The sequence below is a fragment of the Emticicia sp. genome (genome assembly GCF_049241225.1).
GTDB lineage: Bacteria > Bacteroidota > Bacteroidia > Cytophagales > Spirosomataceae > Emticicia.
In genome coordinates this window covers 9809-26984 of the sequence record NZ_JBMLRC010000141.1, presented here as the reverse complement: position 1 = coordinate 26984, position 17176 = coordinate 9809, and the positions used below count along the sequence as shown (strand labels likewise).

Genomic DNA, 17176 nt, shown 5'->3' with positions numbered 1-17176 from the left:
TATTCAACTCTTTTATAAATTCATGAAAAAAACTTTTATTTTATTGATAGTAAGCATATTATCAATTTCAGCTAAAGCACAAACGCTAACTATTGCACAGCAAGATTCTGCTTTTGTAAGAGAAAACTACATAAAAACCCAAGTGCAAATCTCGATGCGAGATGGGGTAAAACTTTTTACCAATATTTATACACCAAAAGATGCTTCTCCAAACAATACTTACCCAATTGTGATGCAACGGACTTGCTATGATGTTGCTCCTTATGGGAAGGAAGAGTACCCTAAAATGTTGTATTATTCTCGCTATATGATGCGAGAAAAATTCATTTTCGTTGACCAAGATGTACGTGGACGCTGGATGTCGGAAGGAGTATTCACCAATATGACACCGCATATACCTAACAAAACAAAGCCAACTGATGTTGATGAAGCGTCAGATACTTACGATACCATTGATTGGTTAGTGAAAAATATTCCAAACAACAATGGTCGAGTGGGTCAATATGGCATTTCTTATCCAGGATTTTATACCATCGCAGGAGCTTTATGCGGTCATCCAGCCTTGAAAGCGGCTTCACCACAAGCACCAATTTCTGACTTTTTCTTTGATGATTTTCACCATAATGGGGCTTTTACTTTAGGTTATGGTATGACTTTCCCAGTTTTTGGTGTACAGCACCCTCAACCAACGCCCAATTCGTGGTATGATGATAAATTTCCAAAACTCAATACAGTTGATGGTTTTGATTGGTATAAAACCATGACGCCTTTAAAGAATTTCAACAAAGTTTATGGCGATAATTTCTTTTGGAATGAACTCATCGAACACCCAAATTATGATGAATTTTGGCAAAAACGAAACATCCTACCACATTTAAAAAATGTCAAAAATTTACCTGCAATCATGGTTGTTGGTGGCTGGTTTGATGCCGAAGATTTGCCTGGCCCATTGAATATCTATAAAAATTTAGAGAAATATAATGCAAATGCCTATAATACAATCGTAATGGGACCTTTTGGGCATGGAGATTGGGCTCGTGAGCGTGGACATCATTTTCATTCAAATGTTTATTTTGGAGATAGTGTTTCTACTTATTTTCAGAAAAATATGGAGTTGAAATTCTTCAAACATTTCTTGAAGGAATCTGGCGATGGAAAAACAGGTTTGCCCGAAGCATATTTATTTGATACCGGTAAAAAAGAATGGCGTGAGTTTGCGGAGTTTCCAGTAAAAACTGCTCAAAAAATTGATTTTTACTTAAATCCAAATGGGAAATTATCAAAAGAAATGTCAGGAAAAGGATTTGGGGAGTATATTTCTGACCCATCAAAGCCAGTGCCATACACCGAAGACCCAAAGCAAATTACAGGTTTTAGTCCACGAAATTATATGAGTGAAGACCAACGTTTTGCAGGTCGCAGAACAGATGTAATGACTTACGAAACCGAAGTTTTGACAGAAGATGTCACACTTGGTGGCGAAATCATGGCAAACCTCAAAATTTCAACAACAGGAACGGATGCTGACTTTTTTGTTAAATTAATTGACGTTTACCCTGGAGACGAGCCAAATTCTCCATACACGCCCAAACATATTACGTTGGGTGGCTATCAACAAATGGTACGTAGCGAAATCATGCGTGCTCGTTTCCGTAACTCATTTTCAAAACCAGAACCTTTGGTGGCAAATAAGAAGACGGATATTAATTTCCGTTTGCAAGATGTTTTGCACACATTTAAAAAAGGGCATAAAATCATGATTCAAGTGCAATCAACGGCCTTTCCTTTATTTGATATTAATCCACAAAAATATGTGCCAAATATCTACAAAGCCGAGGAAAAGGATTTTCAGAAAGCAACGCATCGCATTTATGCCGATAGCAAGATTTCAGTAGAAGTATTGAAGTAGGTATCTAACAAAAACGCCTCATAATCGCTGATTATGAGGCGTTTTAATATCAATCATTCTATCAAGCTCCTTGAAGTTTATCTAAGATTAACTCTTCGATATATTCTCTAATTGAATCAATTTTGATTTGTGTTACAACATCTTGTGCGAAAGCCAAAAGTTGCAAACGAATCGCTTCTTTTTTCGGAATACCTCTCGACTGCATATAGAAAATAGCTTCGTCGTTCAACTGCCCAGTGGTTGTTCCGTGCGAACATTTTACATCGTCCGCCCAAATTTCTAACTGTGGTTTTGTGTTCATGGTTGCTTCATCAGAAGTCACCACATTACGGCAGTTTTGGTAAGCGTTGGTTTTTTGAGCATCTTCTCTTACGAAAATTTTACCATTGAAAACCCCCGTTGATTTGTCCATCAAAATACCTTTATAAAGCTCGTGGCTTTCGCAATTTGGTTTTCTGTGGTCAACAACTGTGTGATTATCAACGTGTTGCTTGCCATTTGGTACGTACAAACCAAACAAATGACTTTCGATATGCTCACCATCAAGCACTACATTGAGGTTGTTTCTTACGAATCCACCATTCAAAGTTGCGGTTGCTGAATAAAAATAACTGCGGCCTTTTTGGTAAACTTGCGTAGTACCGATGTGATACGATTTATCGCTTTCGCTTTGCACTTTGTAGTAATCAACCATTGCCGACTCATCAACGATGATTTCGGTAACGGTGTTTACAAATGCAGCACCGTCGCCCACTGTGCGATACGCTTCAGCAATTTTTACTTGTGAATTTTTACCGACAATTATCAAATTACGAGGCTGAGAACCTACATTTGCAGTGCGTACATCCGAGATAAATCTCAAAATAATTGGTTCTTCAACTATCTTATTATCAGCCACTTGTACCACCACACCATCATTGGCAAGAGCGGTATTTAGAGCCGTGAAAGCATCAGTTTCGTAATTGGCATATTTACCAAAATAACCTTCGATTAATTCGGGTTGTTGAGCCAATGCTTCCGAAAACGGAATAACTTTCAGTTTATTTTCGGGAGTGGCAATTTGCGAAAGTTCGGCATTATACACGCCGTTGATAAAATACAAAACGTTTCCAGTAAGATGTGGCAACGGAATCTTATCAAGGTCGGCTTGATTAAAATCGGTTTTTGTATGAAAATCGAATGTTTGTTTTACTAAATTGCTTACATTCGAGTATTTCCATTCTTCATGACGAATAGTTGGAAAACCTAATTTATCGAAATTTTGCATCGCTTCACCACGCAATTGATGAATCGGCAAAGCGGCTTTTCCATTCAATTTTGCTTGTGACAACTGAAAATCAGCGATTAATTCTGCTTTTAGACTTGATGCGTCTTTATTTTCTATCGAACTCATTATTCAAAATTTTCTATAATCAATTTCTCCGAACAATTTCGGAAAATCGGTCTACAATTCTGCAATTGCTTCTAATTCTACTTTATACCCAAAGTGCAATTCTGGCACCGGAATGATTGAACGTGCGGGGCGATGTTCGCCGAAAAATTTTGCGTAAAGTTCGTTCACAATTCCCCAATTTTCTCCGCCTGAAATATAAACCGTAGTTTTCACTACATTTTCAGCACTCAACCCTACTTCCTGCAAAATCTGAGTTAAATTTTCAAAAACAGTTATTAATTGCTCTTCAATACTTGACTCGATTGGCAATTTTTCGGCCGTTTTGATTTTTATCGGCAAAATTCCCGAAGTAAAAAGCAGCCCACCACTCACAATCGCTTGCGAATAATGCCCCACAGGTTTCGGACTATCTTTAACTTGAAATTTCTGCATAAAACCAATTTTGATTGAGAGAATGATAGAATGAGTGAATATTAAAAATTCTATCATTCTCTCATGCTATCATTGAATATTATGCAACTTCAAGAGCGTCAACTTCGTTCTTAATCCAATCGTAGCCTTTTTCTTCCAATTCGAGAGCTAATTCTTTTGTTCCCGATTTTACGATACGACCTTTGTAGAGTACGTGTACGAAATCCGGCACGATGTAATCGAGCAAACGTTGGTAGTGAGTTACTACTACAAACGAACGGTTTCCATCGCGTAATTGGTTAACGCCTTCGGCAACAATACGAAGAGCATCGATGTCAAGACCCGAATCGGTTTCGTCTAATAGGCCCAAAGATGGCTCAAGCATGGCCATTTGGAATATTTCATTGCGTTTTTTCTCACCACCCGAAAAGCCTTCGTTGAGTGAACGTTTCAAAAGAGCATCATCGATTTTTACCAATTTTGCTTTTTCTTTCATACGCTTCAAAAACTGTGCGGCATCCAATGGTTCTTGACCATTGTATTTACGGATTTCGTTGAGAGCCGTTTTCAAGAAATTGATGGTTGTAACACCTGGAATCTCAACAGGGTATTGGAATGCCAAGAAAATACCTTCAGCAGCACGTTTTTCGGGAGCTAAATCGAGTAAATCTTTTCCGTTGAATGTAACCGAACCGTCGGTTACTTCGTAGTCTTCACGACCTGCCAATACCGAAGCCAAAGTACTTTTACCCGAGCCGTTTGGCCCCATGATAGCATGAACTTCACCTGGTTTGATTTCTAAATTGATTCCACGTAATATTTCTTTTTCCTCAATTCTGGCGTGTAAATTACTGATAGTGAGCATTTTATTTTTATTGCTTATGATAAACTTAATAAGTGCGTGCAGAGCGAAACAACAGTAAGAGTATTTCAGTCTGCAAATAATTTGCAAAGATACAATCAAAATAGCCAAGATGCTATTCTTAATTATAATAACTCTAAATAAAGCTTTGTTGTTCCTTTTTTCTTGGATTTTTTATATATTTTCAGGAAACTACTTCGTAAACCTTCACAGGTAAAGCTTTATTTTTGAGGTTGATTTCGCCAACTTCTTGGCATGTAAACGATTCTTTTACTTTCATGTAGGCCTCTTCGCTCAATAAAATTTGGCTCGGTTGGGCGGCCGATTGCAAACGTTGGGCAGTATTTACGACATCGCCTATAACGGTATAGTCCAATCGTCGTAGCGTTGCGGAGCCGATATTCCCCGAAATCACTTCACCAGTATTGACTCCAATCGAAACCTTTGGCGTGTATTTTATGTGGCTTGGTAAACTTTCTTCGATCGAGTCTATGTTGGCTCTTACAGCTAATGCCGCCTCGATGGCACGGTCGAGGTGGTAGTCGCCTTTGAAAACCGCCATGACGGCATCTCCCATAAATTTATCAATGTGTCCACCTTGCTCCATGATTTCTTTGACCATTGCATCAAAATATTTATTGATAAGATTGACTACAACATCGGGTGTTTCTTTCTCGGAAATAGCCGTAAATCCACAAATATCAACAAATAGTACGCTGGCTTCGATGGTTTCGTTGGCTGTCAATGACGACTCAAATTCGTGGCTTCCCATAAATTTCAGTACGTTTTCATCGACATACATTTTCAAAATATTATTTTCTTTGATGGCCTGAAGGGTTTCTTTAAGCTGTATGACGTGTTTGAGTGTTTTTTCGACAGTGAGTTCTAAATCTTCAAAATTGATGGGTTTACATACGAAATCAAATGCTCCTCTATTCATGGCTGTTCTGATATTATCCATGTCTCCATACGCAGAAACAATAACCGATTTTAGTAGTGGATTTTGTTCGGCGAGCTTTGAAAGCAGGGTAAGCCCATCCATTTCTGGCATATTTATATCGCTCAACACGATGTCGATATCAGGTTGCTCCTGCAATACTCGTAGGGCTTCAATTCCGTTGGAGGCGAAGCAAAATTCGTAAACTTTTTCTCTGATTTGTCGGCGGAATTTTTGTTTGATGAGGATTTCTAAATCGGCCTCATCATCAACAACCATTATTTTGGCGTTCATAGTGAGCTTTGGAGTTTTTGTTTGAGTTCGATGAAGTCGATTGGTTTTGTCAGGAAATCGTTTGCTCCCAAAGCCATAGCTTGGTCATAGCTTTGAGCATCGCCATAGGCAGTTATCATCATAATTGTTGGTGGTGAAGAGGGGGATGTAGAACGAATTTGGCGTAAAAGTTCGATTCCACTCATGCCAGGCATATTGATATCAGAAAGTATCAGAACTGCTTCTAAGTCTTGTTTTTTTAAAAATTCCAGAGCTTCCTCGCCCGAACCGCTGAATGCAAAATCAAATTCGCCAGCCCGGATTTCTCGGCGAAAACGTTGCTGAAACAGCGTTCTTACATCTTCTTCGTCATCAACGACTAATATTTTCATAAATGTGCTTTGTCTGAAATTAAAATCAAATATGAGGTAACTTTATAATAAATGTTGTTCCTTCACCTTCTACACTCTCAACTTCGAGCGTACCACCGTGCCCTTTTGTGATAATATCATAGCTGAGTGAAAGCCCCAAGCCCGTGCCTTGTCCGGTTGGTTTGGTGGTGAAAAATGGTTGAAAAATCTTTGTTTTTATGCTTTCGGGCATTCCAGTTCCGTTGTCTATAATTTTGATTATTATCTGATTATCAGATTGTTGTGTAGATATTGATACTGTTGGTTTGTATTGCGTTTGTAGAGACAGGGCATGCCCTGTCTCTACGGTTTCACCAACGGAATTTCGTTTTGAAACAGCATAAAAGGCATTATTGAATAAATTCAATAAAACTCTTCCAAAATCTTGCGGAATAACTTCTATTTTAGGTAAATTCGTGTCTAAATCTGTCTTAAAGTCAGCATTGAAAGTTTTGTCTTTGGCTCTTAGACCGTGATAGCTCAGGCGAAGATATTCATCGGCCAGTGCGTTGATGTCGGTCAATTCTTTTTGCCCGTTGCTGGTTCTTGAATGCTGCAACATTCCGCGTACGATACTCGCTGCACGCTGCCCGTGATGCGTGATTTTTTGTTGATTCTGACTTATATCACTCAAAATTTCTGCGATGTAGGTTTTGTCGAAATCTTCTTTATCGAGTTCTTCTTGTAATTCTTGACAAAGTTCGACCGATACTTCCGAAAAATTGTTGACAAAATTGAGTGGATTCTGAATTTCGTGGGCAATTCCTGCCGTAAGTTCGCCCAATGAAGCCATTTTTTCGGCTTGAATCAACTGGTTTTGGGTAGTTTTTAGTTCTTCAAGAGCTTCTTCCAGCGATTCTTTCTGTTTTCTTAATTCAGCAGTGCGTTCGGCTACTTGGAATTCGAGTTCTTGTTTCTTGGCTTCAATTATTCTTCTTTCAGCTTCAGCTTTATCACGCATTACTTTGTCACGTTTGGCTTGGCGTTGGGCATAAATCGTAAAACCTATAACCCACATAAAGGCAAATCCACGTGCGGTATCAAAGTAGTCTCTGTTATCTTTAAAAAAGTTGGGTGTAAGAAGTAAAAAAATATCGTTGATAAGATAGACAATAGCTGCGGGTACGAATGCGATAGACAACATTCGGGCAGGCGGAAAACCTTTTGAACGCTGAACAGCATACAGGACAGTCAAGCATATAATTGTTGAATAGGATGTTTCGTAGCCCGCCGAATTGATCAGCATCGAGAAAAGAATCATTCCCAGCCACGCGTAGTTCAATATGGTGTGGAGTTTGCGGTCACGAGTCTTTGTTTCTAAGATTTTCATGACAACACCCATCACAACTGCCATTGTGGCAGTGGCAACTACAACATCGCTAAAATCAATTTTACTCATTGATATTGTGGGTTTAAAGTTTGTTTTTAACTCAAACGTCTGATTTTATCATTCTGGGTTCTGATTCTCTGACAAAGAATTCGGAGTACGCTTCTCAAAAGTTCGTTTCGTTCTTCCATTAAATCAAAGAAATCTTCTTGATCGATTCTGAAAAGTAAAACATCGCTTTCTACAACCGCCGATGCAGAGCGTGGTTCGGCATCGAGCAAGGCTAATTCGCCAAAGACATCACCTTTAGTGAAAGTTGCGAGCAGCGTTTCGTGGTCATAGATGCCGATTTCGCCCGCATAGATGATATACATACAATTACCGATTTCGCCTTTTTTGAAGATGGTTTTTCCCTCTTGGAAACTGATTTCTTTCATGATTGGCACAATCGAAGTTAGTACATTTTCGGGAGTTTCGGCAAAAAGTTGGGTATTTTTCAATACAATCACTCGTTCGAGTTCGGATACAGTAGCTTTTTCGTGTGAATGACTCATATCAATCTGTTTAATATATTTTTCAAATTCGGGTTGTTGTCTGCAAACTTCGTTATCGGTAAGTTTTTTGAAAGCCGCTTCTTTGATCAGCGAATTTGGGTGATTGAGGTAAGCCTCAAAAATACTTAGCTCTCCTAACGAAAATTTGTTTTGTGCAGGTTTCCAAGCTTGCAATGCCTGTGCGATTGTCCAATTACCAAAATAGCGTTCGCCTTTATCCAAAATCACCGAAATAATTGACTTCAACTCAGTGTTTTTGCCAATAAATTCGCCAAAAATACTTTTTTTCTGTTCGATATTCGAATCATCGAGCAAAGCATGTAGGCATTTATAAATTTCTCTGGGAATGATATTATCTAAAATTTCGAGGGCATTGGCTCGTTTTTCTTTTGATGAATGTTCTACTCCCTGCATGGCATCTTGCACGATGTCGCGGTCGTAGAGAGAAGTAAGAATATAAAAAATTCGGTCGGAAGTTTGGTCTAATTCATATTGTAAAGTGTCTTTAGGTATCGAATCAAAACCATTCAAGAGTTGATAAACGTGTTTAAATTCATGTTCTAAAGATTGCTCGAAGAAAGCACGATGGGTTTCATTTTTTTCAAAATTTCCCAAAGCCTTCAAAGCAGCCGTACTTACTTCCCAATTTTTATTTTCGATTAAATAAAACAGCAGTTTTCGGGAGTCTTCGGTTTGATATTTCTCACAAAAACTGATAAGTTTTCTAAGAGCAAAAGTATCATCGGTGTTTTTGAGGGAAGAAATTGTGAGGAAGCCTTCTTCGCCAATGTTAATGAGTTGTTTTAAAGCTCGTTTGGCCATCGAATGACTAAACAATAATTGTGTCAGCGAAACTATCATCGGTTTTGTAGCCAAACTTCCTGCGGCTTTGATTGCCTCGGGTTGAAGTTCGGTTTTCGATAAAGAATCTGAAACGAAAATTTCGTATTCACTTAGTTTTAAAGACTTTATGAGTCGCAAGGCCACTTGTTTCTGCTCTAAACTACTTCCAGATAAGCAATATTTTTCAAGTTGCTGTTTGCCGATTTTGTTGGGCGTGGCGAGCGTGGTTGTCAGAATTCCTTCGGTCAATGCCAAATCATCAGAAGTTAGGTATTCATTTATTTTTTCTTCTGTCCAAAAACCTTTTTTACTTAAAATTTGTCCGCCTAATTGTCTGCAAATTGCGTTGGGTTCGGTTGCAATATTATCACTCAATATTTTGATACTTTCAGCACTTATTTCAAGTTTATTGGCAGCACGCAAGGCGGCTATACGTACATTTTCTGATGAATGTTGGAGTAAATTTGCCAAGTACGCATCTAATTTTGGTGCATCGAAACGAGTTATCCAATCAATGGCACTGATAACTTCTTCGGGCTTTTCGCTTTTAAGGTTTTTAATAATTGCCTTAAAAGCATCTTTTTGCATCACCAATTCATCATCGCTCAAGAAACGCTTGCTCAAAGCCGTTTTCAACTCCATAATATAATGACGAAACGCCCGACTCAGGTAATAGAAGGCAATAAACGCCGAAAGAACCGTAAAACCGAAGTGAATCCAAGTGAAAGAAAAATCGAAATAATACTCGGCGTAAAGTAAAAGTCCTGCGATTCCCATTCCCAAAGGCTCATAAAAACCTTTGGCGAGCGTGTGTCCTTTGAGGCGTTGATGTGTAGAAAGTGGCTGAAACATGACCAAAAAAACAGGGTCGAACATCGTACGACGCATGACTTCAAAGAGCAAATATGCAGCACTGAAATCAATCAGAAGTGAAGTTTCATCATTTCTGAAAGAAGATAAAACCACTAAAGTTGCCGAAATAATCACCGTTCCGACTGGTAAGAAAAGCAGGGCATTTCGCAAACCAAATCTATCAATCACTTTACTCGAAAGCAAGAGTTTTACAATCGTAGAAATAGAATACGTGATGGCCAACATATAACCCACAAAAGCAATGACATCGTGTTGGCTATGAAATTTGTACTTGACGTTTACGAAGAAGTTATACTCGATCCAAGTAGCAGAAAGCGACACCGCCACCAAACCAATACACATTTCATAGATCAGACGATTCCCTCCAAAAAGTTGTTGAATAAATTTAGAATCGTCTTTCCTAATCTTACGCTCAGGTTGAGCTTCTGGCATTTCGGTAAGCTGTAAAGTACGTTTTTGGGTGAAAAATGCCAACAAAAACATCACAAATGCTACTGAAATCAGAATTGCCAAAACCGAAGTTGAGTGAATAAGCACGGTCAGAATTGCACCGATGGCTTTGGCAGGAACATCGCCCGAGCCAATGACACTAAAAATACGCTTGCTCTGACGCACATCAAAAACGACCGCCGAAACACCCCAAAACTCCAAATTTACCAATAAATAAATGATACGAAAACCCACCATGATGCCAACAGCCGTAAAAATTGAGTGACTCAAATAGACAATGAGTCCCATCAATAACGACATCATCAAAACCGCCAAAAGCACTCGACTACTAAGTTTTTGGAGCAGATAATGGTGTTCGTAGTATTCATAAACTTTGCCCACGCCCATCATGGCGAGTGTAGAGAGAATATAGGCAATTGGCAAAGAAAATTCGGGGTGATTTTCGAGCAAAATAATATTGGCCGAAACGTAAACCAAGACTGTTCCGATGCTAATAAAAAAATTATGAAGAAAAAATAAGATTAAAGTCGATTGTTCTTTACTTCGGGTAAACAAATTGGCCATTGTGGGTCTTAAATGTGAACATCGCAAGTTAGGAATTTTGCTTGAAAAACTTTTGAAATAAGTCTAATGATTTGTAATATTGCAACATAGTATGGTAATAATACAAAAAAATATAGCCCCGAATAGCCTTTGCTTGGTAGAAAACTGTAGCGAAAATCCTACGGGGCTTTATCGCCACTTTTGTAAACCACATCGAATTTCAATTTTCTTCTTTCAGTTGCTTGCCTTCATGGCCAATTTTGGGTTTTACTAACCCCCCCGCCCCTAAAGGGGAGCTTATACCACTACTTTAAAACATAAATTCTGTCGTCTGTGGATTGTTGTCCGTGGACTCTAACTCGTTATTTCTCAATGAACAATAATATATTTGTATCTTCAGAAGTAGGTACTTTACGTCGCCTTGTTATCCATAGTCCAGATAGTGGTTTGGGCAAAGTTGTACCTTCAAAAGCTCAAGATTGGTTATTTGAAGACATCGTGCATCTCGAAACCATGCGTAGAGATGAATATGATTTCTACGTAAAAATCCTTTTGTATTTTCTTGATAGTGAGAAAGTTAAAGGAAAACTAAGCGAAATTGACTCCGATAAATCAAGAGATTTTTATAAGCCTTCCAACAAAAAGTATTTCAACTCCGATAAAGTTATTGAGTTTGAGAAATTACTCTCGGATATTTTAGAAATGTCGATAGTGCGAACCCAACTCATTGCGGCGGTTTGTGCGGTTGAAGAATGTTCGTACCAGTTTCAAAACGAAATGGCTAAAATGCCAAACATCGACTTGGCAAGAGTACTGATAACGGGTATTTTACCGAACAATAAAATGCTCTTTCCGCCAATTCCGAATCTGATTTTTACTCGTGATATTGGTATTGTTGTAAACGACCATCTTTTGCTCAATAAACCAGCCAAATATGCCCGCACAAGAGAGTCGCTTTTGGCAAAATACGTTTTCTTTAATCATCCGATGTTTGAAGATTTGCAAGGAAAAATCATTGAGATTACGGAAGATGAAAACCATTTTTTATTGCCAGAAGAAGAACAAGAAGGCCGCTTGAACACGCTCGAAGGTGGCGATGTAATGATGGTTGCACCAAACCATTTACTCATTGGTGTCAGCGAACGAACTTCGGTTGAAGCAGCCAGACAAGCCATTGATTTATTATTCGAGAAAAATGCAGTGCAGAAAGTTACGATTGTGAAAATTCCGCAAAAACGTGATTATATGCACATCGACACCGTTTTTACGCAAATCAAACGCAATGTTTGGGTACTGCTTGGCTCGCTCGGTAGAATTCAAGAAGAAGCCGAAAAACAATCAATTTGGGAAGAACTCGGCCAACAGCCAAGCTACGAAGCATTGACGATTAAACAATTTATTAATAAAGATGGTGTGGTAAAAGTAAAAAACTTTGCTAACCTCGAAGACTTGCTTTCATCAATAACAAAAGATGATTTGAATTGTTATGAGCCTATAAAGTTTGTATATTCGGGCAATAATGAGTTCCCTTACGGAGCAAGGGAACAATGGACAGATTCGTGTAATTTATTGGTCGTAAAAGAAGGAATTGCCATCGGTTACGACCGAAACGATAAGACCGCTGAAGCATTCCGTGAAGCAGGTTTTCAGACAATTAGAGCGGCTGAATTACTCGAAAAATTCGAGAAAAACGAGCTTTCGCCCGAAACCTTGACCGATACAATTATTATGTTGCCATCGGCCGAACTTTCAAGAGCCAGAGGCGGCTCACATTGTATGAGTATGCCGATACTGCGTCAATTTTGAATGAGTGAATGATAGAATGAGTGAATGATAGAATAGAAAAAAAACTTATTCTATCACTCACTCATTTATGAAGAGTAATTCACTTCTTCAAACTATTATTCATTCATTCTCTCATTCACTAATTCAACATTAAATTTTATGCAAGCACAAACCACTTCCAACATACTCATGATTCGGCCAGTGAATTTTGCTTTTAATGAGCAAACCGCCGAAAGTAATGCTTTTCAAGATGTAAAAGCTAAGTCTTTGACTAACAATATTACGCAAGAAGAAGCCCTTCGAGAATTTGATGCGATGGTGAGCCAATTGCGGGCTGCTGGCGTAAATGTAATGGTCTATGACGATACACTTGAGCCGCATACGCCCGATAGTATTTTTCCGAATAATTGGATTTCGTTTCATCATTCGGGCAAGGTTTGTTTGTATCCGATGCAAGCAGAAAACCGCCGTTTGGAGCGTAGAAGCGATATAATTGATGATTTACGCACAAAATTCCATGTAGAAGTTGTGCTGGATTTTACACATTTCGAGAAAGAAAATAAGTTTCTCGAAGGTACAGGCAGCATGGTGCTCGACCGCATGTATCGTACTTCTTATGCCTGTATTTCACCTCGCACAAACGCAGAGGTTTTGGATGCTTGGGCAAAGCAAATGAATTACAAATTAGTAAAATTCACTTCGGTTGATGCCCATGGCAAAGAGGTGTATCACACGAATGTTGTTATGTGTGTGGGTGATACGTTCGCAGTTATTTGTTTAGAGTCAATTCCTGATTTAGATGAGCGTTTGTTAGTGAAAGAATCTTTAGCTAATAGCGGCAAACACGTCATTGAGATTTCGCTCGAACAAATGAATCAGTTTGCGGGAAATATGTTGCTGGTTAAGAGTTTGAAAGGAAATAATTTGCTCGTAATGTCAACATCGGCTTATAATTCGCTGAACCGTTCGCAAATACTCGAACTCGAAGAATATGCTGTTATTCAACACTTTGACCTCAATATGATTGAAACTTGCGGTGGTGGTTCGGCACGCTGTATGATGGCCGAAGTACATTTGCCAGGGAAATAAAAAGTGTGGCGTGAAAATTGTAAATTTTCAAAACTAATAAATACTTTTGTACGTTAACACTAATACAATTATAATCTTAAAATTATGACTATCTCTTTACCAACATATCACAATTCGTTTGAAGCTCATGCTTCATGGGCATTGTCTATTCCAAGTATAGGGAGTATTTTATACAAGCCTTTGATTAGTGGCTATCAAAAAATATTATTAGAACTAACTGGCTATCAGTCATTTATACATGAATTAAGTAAACAAGACGCTCAAGAAGCTATTAATTCAATATCAAAATTTCAAACAATAATTGAAAAGATTGCTACAAAAAAGACTAATAGCCGCAATTCAAACTTACAAGAATTTTTAAACCTTGTAACCAAAATAAATAATAAAATAAACGAAAATAACTTCTTACTTACACTCATAATCGAAGATGAATTTGATAAATCTATGAGTATTGAAGAAATGTTAGAGGATTATTATGATGGATTAGATGCAAAAAACAGAGCGTTTGAAGAAAAGATACCTTTTGAAACTTTTCTAAAAACAGCTTAATTATCTTCTTTATGGCTTACAAAATAGTTATTTCTAAAAGTGCTGCCAAAGAAATAAGAGAACTACCAAAAGATTATCAGGAGACAATTAATGCTAAAATCAATGCCTTAGCCTCAAATCCATATCCAAACGGTTATAAAAAACTTAAAGGTTCTAAAGATTTATTTCGTTTTAGAGTTGGGGATTATCGGGTTATCTATAAAATAATCAACAACGAACTTATTATAGAAGTTGTTAAAGTTGGTCACAGAAGAGATATTTATGACAATTGAATAAAAAAGCCCTCATAAAAGGGCTTTTTTGCTAAATCTTTAACCAAAACTAATTCCAAAACTTCTTCGTATATTTAGTCGTTTAGCTGACAAATCGGTATTTTCAAAGTCCACAATTTTGTAAAAGAATTGTTTCAAAACTCAACCCTCATGGAACACGTTGTTATTATCGGAAATGGCATTAGCGGAATTACTGCCGCTCGACATATCAGAAAGCAATCTGATTGTAAAATTACTGTCATTTCGGGCGAAACTGAACACTTTTTCTCTCGTACGGCTCTCATGTATGTCTATATGGGACACATGAAGTTTGAACATACGAAACCCTACGAAGATTGGTTTTGGGAGAAAAATCGTATTGAGTTGAAACGTGCATGGGTTAAAACAGTTGATTTTGAAGAAAAGAAATTATATTTCAGATTGCCCAACGATACGGATGATAAAGAAGTAAAAATTGGTGGCTCAATCAGTTATGATAAATTGATTTTAGCACTTGGCTCAACGCCCAATAAGTTTGGCTGGAAAGGGCAAAACCTCAAAGGTGTGCAAGGACTTTATAGCTACCAAGATCTAGAGTCTTTGGAAGAAACAACACCACGAATTCAAAAAGCAGTCATTGTGGGTGGTGGTTTGATAGGCGTAGAATTGGCCGAAATGCTTCATTCGAGAGGAATTGACGTAACATTTTTAGTGCGGGAAAGTAGTTTTTGGAATGCCGTAATGCCGCCCGAAGAGTCAGCCTTGATTTCGAGACACATCAAAGAAAATCATATAAATCTTCAATTTTCGAGCGAGTTAGACGAAATAATTGGCGATGAAAATGGGCAAGTAAAAGCGATACGAACAAAATCGGGTGAGGAAATCGAATGCCAATTTGTGGGTTTAACGGTTGGCGTTAGTCCAAATATTGGTTTGTTGAAAGTGCCACAAGGAAACATGATTGGAAGAGAAAAGCCTGCGTTTGTGTTGGGGGTTGGCGGAATAAAACTCAATCGTGGAATTTTGGTAAATGAATACCTCGAAACAAATATTGCGGATGTATATGCCGTTGGAGATTGTGCAGAACACGAAAAACCACAAGTTGGAAGGAAAAATATTGAACAAATTTGGTACACGGGCCGAATCATGGGCGAAACAGTAGCCCGAACAATCTGCGGTAAACCAACCAAATATCAGCCTGGGATTTTCTTCAACTCGGCCAAATTCTTTGATATTGAGTATCAAACTTACGGTCAAGTCACTGCCGAATTGCCAGTAGGCACGAAAACTTACTATTGGGAACATTCTTCGGGCAGAATCTGCGTAAGAATCAATTATCAAGCTGATAGTAAATCAGTTACAGGAATGAATACTTTTGGTATCAGAATGCGACACGAAATTTGGGATGAGTGGATTTCGTCGGGTAAAAGCATCGAATATGTTTTAGAAAACCTTCCAAAAGCCAATTTCGACCCCGAATTTTTCAAACAGTACGAAAAAGAAATATTGGAAAAATACAACGCTGAAACAGGCAGCAGTTTAACATTAAAATCAAAAAAAGGGATTTTCTCAAAAATATTCTAAAGCCATGATACAAAAACTCGGACTCTTTATTTTTCTTGCTGCATTTGGGCTATTTGTTGGCACTTTGGGCATGAATAATTATACCTTGACCAATGAAATTTTGGAGAAAAACTTCAAAGAAGATGCCCTTCTGGATGCTAAAATAGAATTGGCTTCGATGGTTGACCAAAGCTATTCAAATTCATATACATTCGCTTCCGATTTATCAGAAGGAATAAATCAACTCAATAAAGTCTATAATGCTCAACAAGCATGGGATAAAAAGATTTATGAAGACACAATCTTGACAATCGTAAAATCTTCTGCAAATGGATATTTGGTTGATAATAAAGGTATTATGTTTCTGTTGACTTTCGGTTTGGCTATATTTGGGGCATTACTTTTTATCCTTCCCGAAGCACAAAAACCCGCAGGAATTAAAAACAATGGCATTTACTTCAACCCTGCCATGACACGCAAATGGCTGGGCATTGGCATTGGTACTTTTTTGATATTATTCTATATTGCTCTTTATTTCAAGCCGCAATACATTGCCAATTGGACAATGCTCGTTGACCCTGTGAGTAAACTCATCAATGGTGGCGAAGCGAGTCGTTGGTTTATGTATGGTTTTCTCTACACGATTTCTGTTTTGGTAATGGGAATCAGATATATTATCAAATATCGACATTCTAAATATCAGATTTTCAGGACTTTATCCATTATGTTCTTTCAGACTTGTATTGCTTTCATTTTACCCGAAATCATGTCGAATCTGAATTTACCATCGGCCGATTTAAAAAATATGTGGCCGCTCGACTATTCATTTTTCTTTAATTATAGGATTGACAAATTAATTGCGGGCGGTACATTTGGTATATTTTTATTGGTGTGGGGAATTGCACTTTTTGTAGTTGGTGTGCCAGTGATGGTCTATTTCTTTGGTAAACGTTGGTACTGCTCGTGGGTTTGTGGTTGTGGAGGATTGGCTGAGACTTTGGGCGACCCTTTCCGACAACTTTCTGATAAATCTCTGAAGGCGTGGAAGATAGAACGCTATCTGATTCATGGAGTTTTGGCTTTTGCCATTATCATGACCATCGGCGTGCTTTATACCTACTTTACTGGTAGCTATAATCTACTCGGTTTTATTC

At 38.1% G+C, this 17176-nt stretch carries 14 protein-coding genes; 7 read left to right on the top strand and 7 right to left on the bottom strand.

The window, feature by feature from the left end; all coding sequences use genetic code 11:
• Positions 1 to 22: 22 nt before the first annotated feature.
• Positions 23 to 1909 (top strand): CocE/NonD family hydrolase, encoded by a 1887-nt coding sequence (locus ACOVO2_RS08460; protein ID WP_421769540.1) that lies wholly within the window; start codon positions 23 to 25, stop codon positions 1907 to 1909.
• A 61-nt stretch (positions 1910 to 1970) separates the two neighbouring features.
• Here ACOVO2_RS08460 and sufD read toward each other — a convergent pair whose 3' ends face one another.
• The 7 genes from sufD to ACOVO2_RS08425 all read right to left on the bottom strand — a co-directional run bounded on the left by sufD (position 1971) and on the right by ACOVO2_RS08425 (position 10806).
• Positions 1971 to 3302, bottom strand: a complete 1332-nt coding sequence (sufD, locus tag ACOVO2_RS08455) for a Fe-S cluster assembly protein SufD (RefSeq protein ID WP_350265300.1) — start codon at positions 3300 to 3302, stop codon at positions 1971 to 1973.
• A gap of 51 nt (positions 3303 to 3353) precedes the next feature.
• Positions 3354 to 3734: a RidA family protein gene (locus ACOVO2_RS08450; RefSeq protein ID WP_421769539.1), complete on the bottom strand. Its 381-nt coding sequence runs from the start codon at positions 3732 to 3734 to the stop codon at positions 3354 to 3356.
• A gap of 79 nt (positions 3735 to 3813) precedes the next feature.
• Positions 3814 to 4578 (bottom strand): Fe-S cluster assembly ATPase SufC, encoded by a 765-nt coding sequence (gene sufC, locus ACOVO2_RS08445; protein ID WP_421769538.1) that lies wholly within the window; start codon positions 4576 to 4578, stop codon positions 3814 to 3816.
• Between the two features lie 181 nt (positions 4579 to 4759).
• The gene (locus ACOVO2_RS08440) at positions 4760 to 5806 is read right to left on the bottom strand and encodes an adenylate/guanylate cyclase domain-containing protein (protein ID WP_421769537.1); all 1047 of its coding nucleotides are present in this window, start codon (positions 5804 to 5806) and stop codon (positions 4760 to 4762) included.
• Positions 5803 to 6177 carry a response regulator gene (locus ACOVO2_RS08435; RefSeq protein WP_421769536.1) on the bottom strand — a complete coding sequence of 125 codons (375 nt, stop codon included), beginning with the start codon at positions 6175 to 6177 and terminating at the stop codon, positions 5803 to 5805. Before ACOVO2_RS08435 ends, ACOVO2_RS08440 begins: the two co-directional genes overlap by 4 nt.
• A 25-nt stretch (positions 6178 to 6202) precedes the next feature.
• Complete coding sequence (locus ACOVO2_RS08430; protein WP_421769535.1) at positions 6203 to 7594, bottom strand: ATP-binding protein; 1392 nt, start codon at positions 7592 to 7594, stop codon at positions 6203 to 6205.
• Between the two features lie 26 nt (positions 7595 to 7620).
• On the bottom strand, positions 7621 to 10806 hold the full coding sequence (locus ACOVO2_RS08425; RefSeq protein ID WP_421769534.1) for a cyclic nucleotide-binding domain-containing protein: 3186 nt from the start codon (positions 10804 to 10806) through the stop codon (positions 7621 to 7623).
• Positions 10807 to 11157: 351 nt separating this feature from the next.
• On the opposite strand from ACOVO2_RS08425, the gene ACOVO2_RS08420 reads away from it, so the two are divergent.
• The 6 genes from ACOVO2_RS08420 to ACOVO2_RS08395 form a co-directional block, all read left to right on the top strand.
• Positions 11158 to 12591: an arginine deiminase family protein gene (locus ACOVO2_RS08420; RefSeq protein WP_421769533.1), complete on the top strand. Its 1434-nt coding sequence runs from the start codon at positions 11158 to 11160 to the stop codon at positions 12589 to 12591.
• A 138-nt stretch (positions 12592 to 12729) separates the two neighbouring features.
• Entirely contained in the window at positions 12730 to 13659 is a 930-nt protein-coding gene (gene ctlX / locus ACOVO2_RS08415) for a citrulline utilization hydrolase CtlX (RefSeq protein ID WP_421769532.1), read from the top strand.
• An 84-nt stretch (positions 13660 to 13743) separates the two neighbouring features.
• On the top strand, positions 13744 to 14208 hold the full coding sequence (locus ACOVO2_RS08410; RefSeq protein ID WP_421769531.1) for a hypothetical protein: 465 nt from the start codon (positions 13744 to 13746) through the stop codon (positions 14206 to 14208).
• 11 nt (positions 14209 to 14219) lie between these two features.
• On the top strand, positions 14220 to 14480 hold the full coding sequence (locus tag ACOVO2_RS08405) for a type II toxin-antitoxin system RelE family toxin (RefSeq protein WP_421769530.1): 261 nt from the start codon (positions 14220 to 14222) through the stop codon (positions 14478 to 14480).
• Between the two features lie 150 nt (positions 14481 to 14630).
• Positions 14631 to 16043: an NAD(P)/FAD-dependent oxidoreductase gene (locus ACOVO2_RS08400; protein ID WP_421769529.1), complete on the top strand. Its 1413-nt coding sequence runs from the start codon at positions 14631 to 14633 to the stop codon at positions 16041 to 16043.
• Between the two features lie 4 nt (positions 16044 to 16047).
• The coding region (locus ACOVO2_RS08395; protein WP_421769528.1) for a 4Fe-4S binding protein at positions 16048 to 17176 on the top strand (1129 nt) is incomplete at its 3' end.

Bases quoted from the DNA above. Each gene is read 5' to 3' on its own strand.
- ACOVO2_RS08400 (WP_421769529.1), top strand. From the start codon at position 14,631: ATGGAACACGTTGTTATTATCGGAAATGGCATTAGCGGAATTACTGCC.
- ACOVO2_RS08435 (WP_421769536.1), bottom strand. From the start codon at position 6,177: ATGAAAATATTAGTCGTTGATGACGAAGAAGATGTAAGAACGCTGTTT.
- sufC (WP_421769538.1), bottom strand. From the start codon at position 4,578: ATGCTCACTATCAGTAATTTACACGCCAGAATTGAGGAAAAAGAAATA.
- ctlX (WP_421769532.1), top strand. From the start codon at position 12,730: ATGCAAGCACAAACCACTTCCAACATACTCATGATTCGGCCAGTGAAT.
- ACOVO2_RS08420 (WP_421769533.1), top strand. From the start codon at position 11,158: ATGAACAATAATATATTTGTATCTTCAGAAGTAGGTACTTTACGTCGC.
- ACOVO2_RS08450 (WP_421769539.1), bottom strand. From the start codon at position 3,734: ATGCAGAAATTTCAAGTTAAAGATAGTCCGAAACCTGTGGGGCATTAT.
- ACOVO2_RS08410 (WP_421769531.1), top strand. From the start codon at position 13,744: ATGACTATCTCTTTACCAACATATCACAATTCGTTTGAAGCTCATGCT.
- sufD (WP_350265300.1), bottom strand. From the start codon at position 3,302: ATGAGTTCGATAGAAAATAAAGACGCATCAAGTCTAAAAGCAGAATTA.
- ACOVO2_RS08425 (WP_421769534.1), bottom strand. From the start codon at position 10,806: ATGGCCAATTTGTTTACCCGAAGTAAAGAACAATCGACTTTAATCTTA.
- ACOVO2_RS08430 (WP_421769535.1), bottom strand. From the start codon at position 7,594: ATGAGTAAAATTGATTTTAGCGATGTTGTAGTTGCCACTGCCACAATG.
- ACOVO2_RS08460 (WP_421769540.1), top strand. From the start codon at position 23: ATGAAAAAAACTTTTATTTTATTGATAGTAAGCATATTATCAATTTCA.
- ACOVO2_RS08440 (WP_421769537.1), bottom strand. From the start codon at position 5,806: ATGAACGCCAAAATAATGGTTGTTGATGATGAGGCCGATTTAGAAATC.
- ACOVO2_RS08405 (WP_421769530.1), top strand. From the start codon at position 14,220: ATGGCTTACAAAATAGTTATTTCTAAAAGTGCTGCCAAAGAAATAAGA.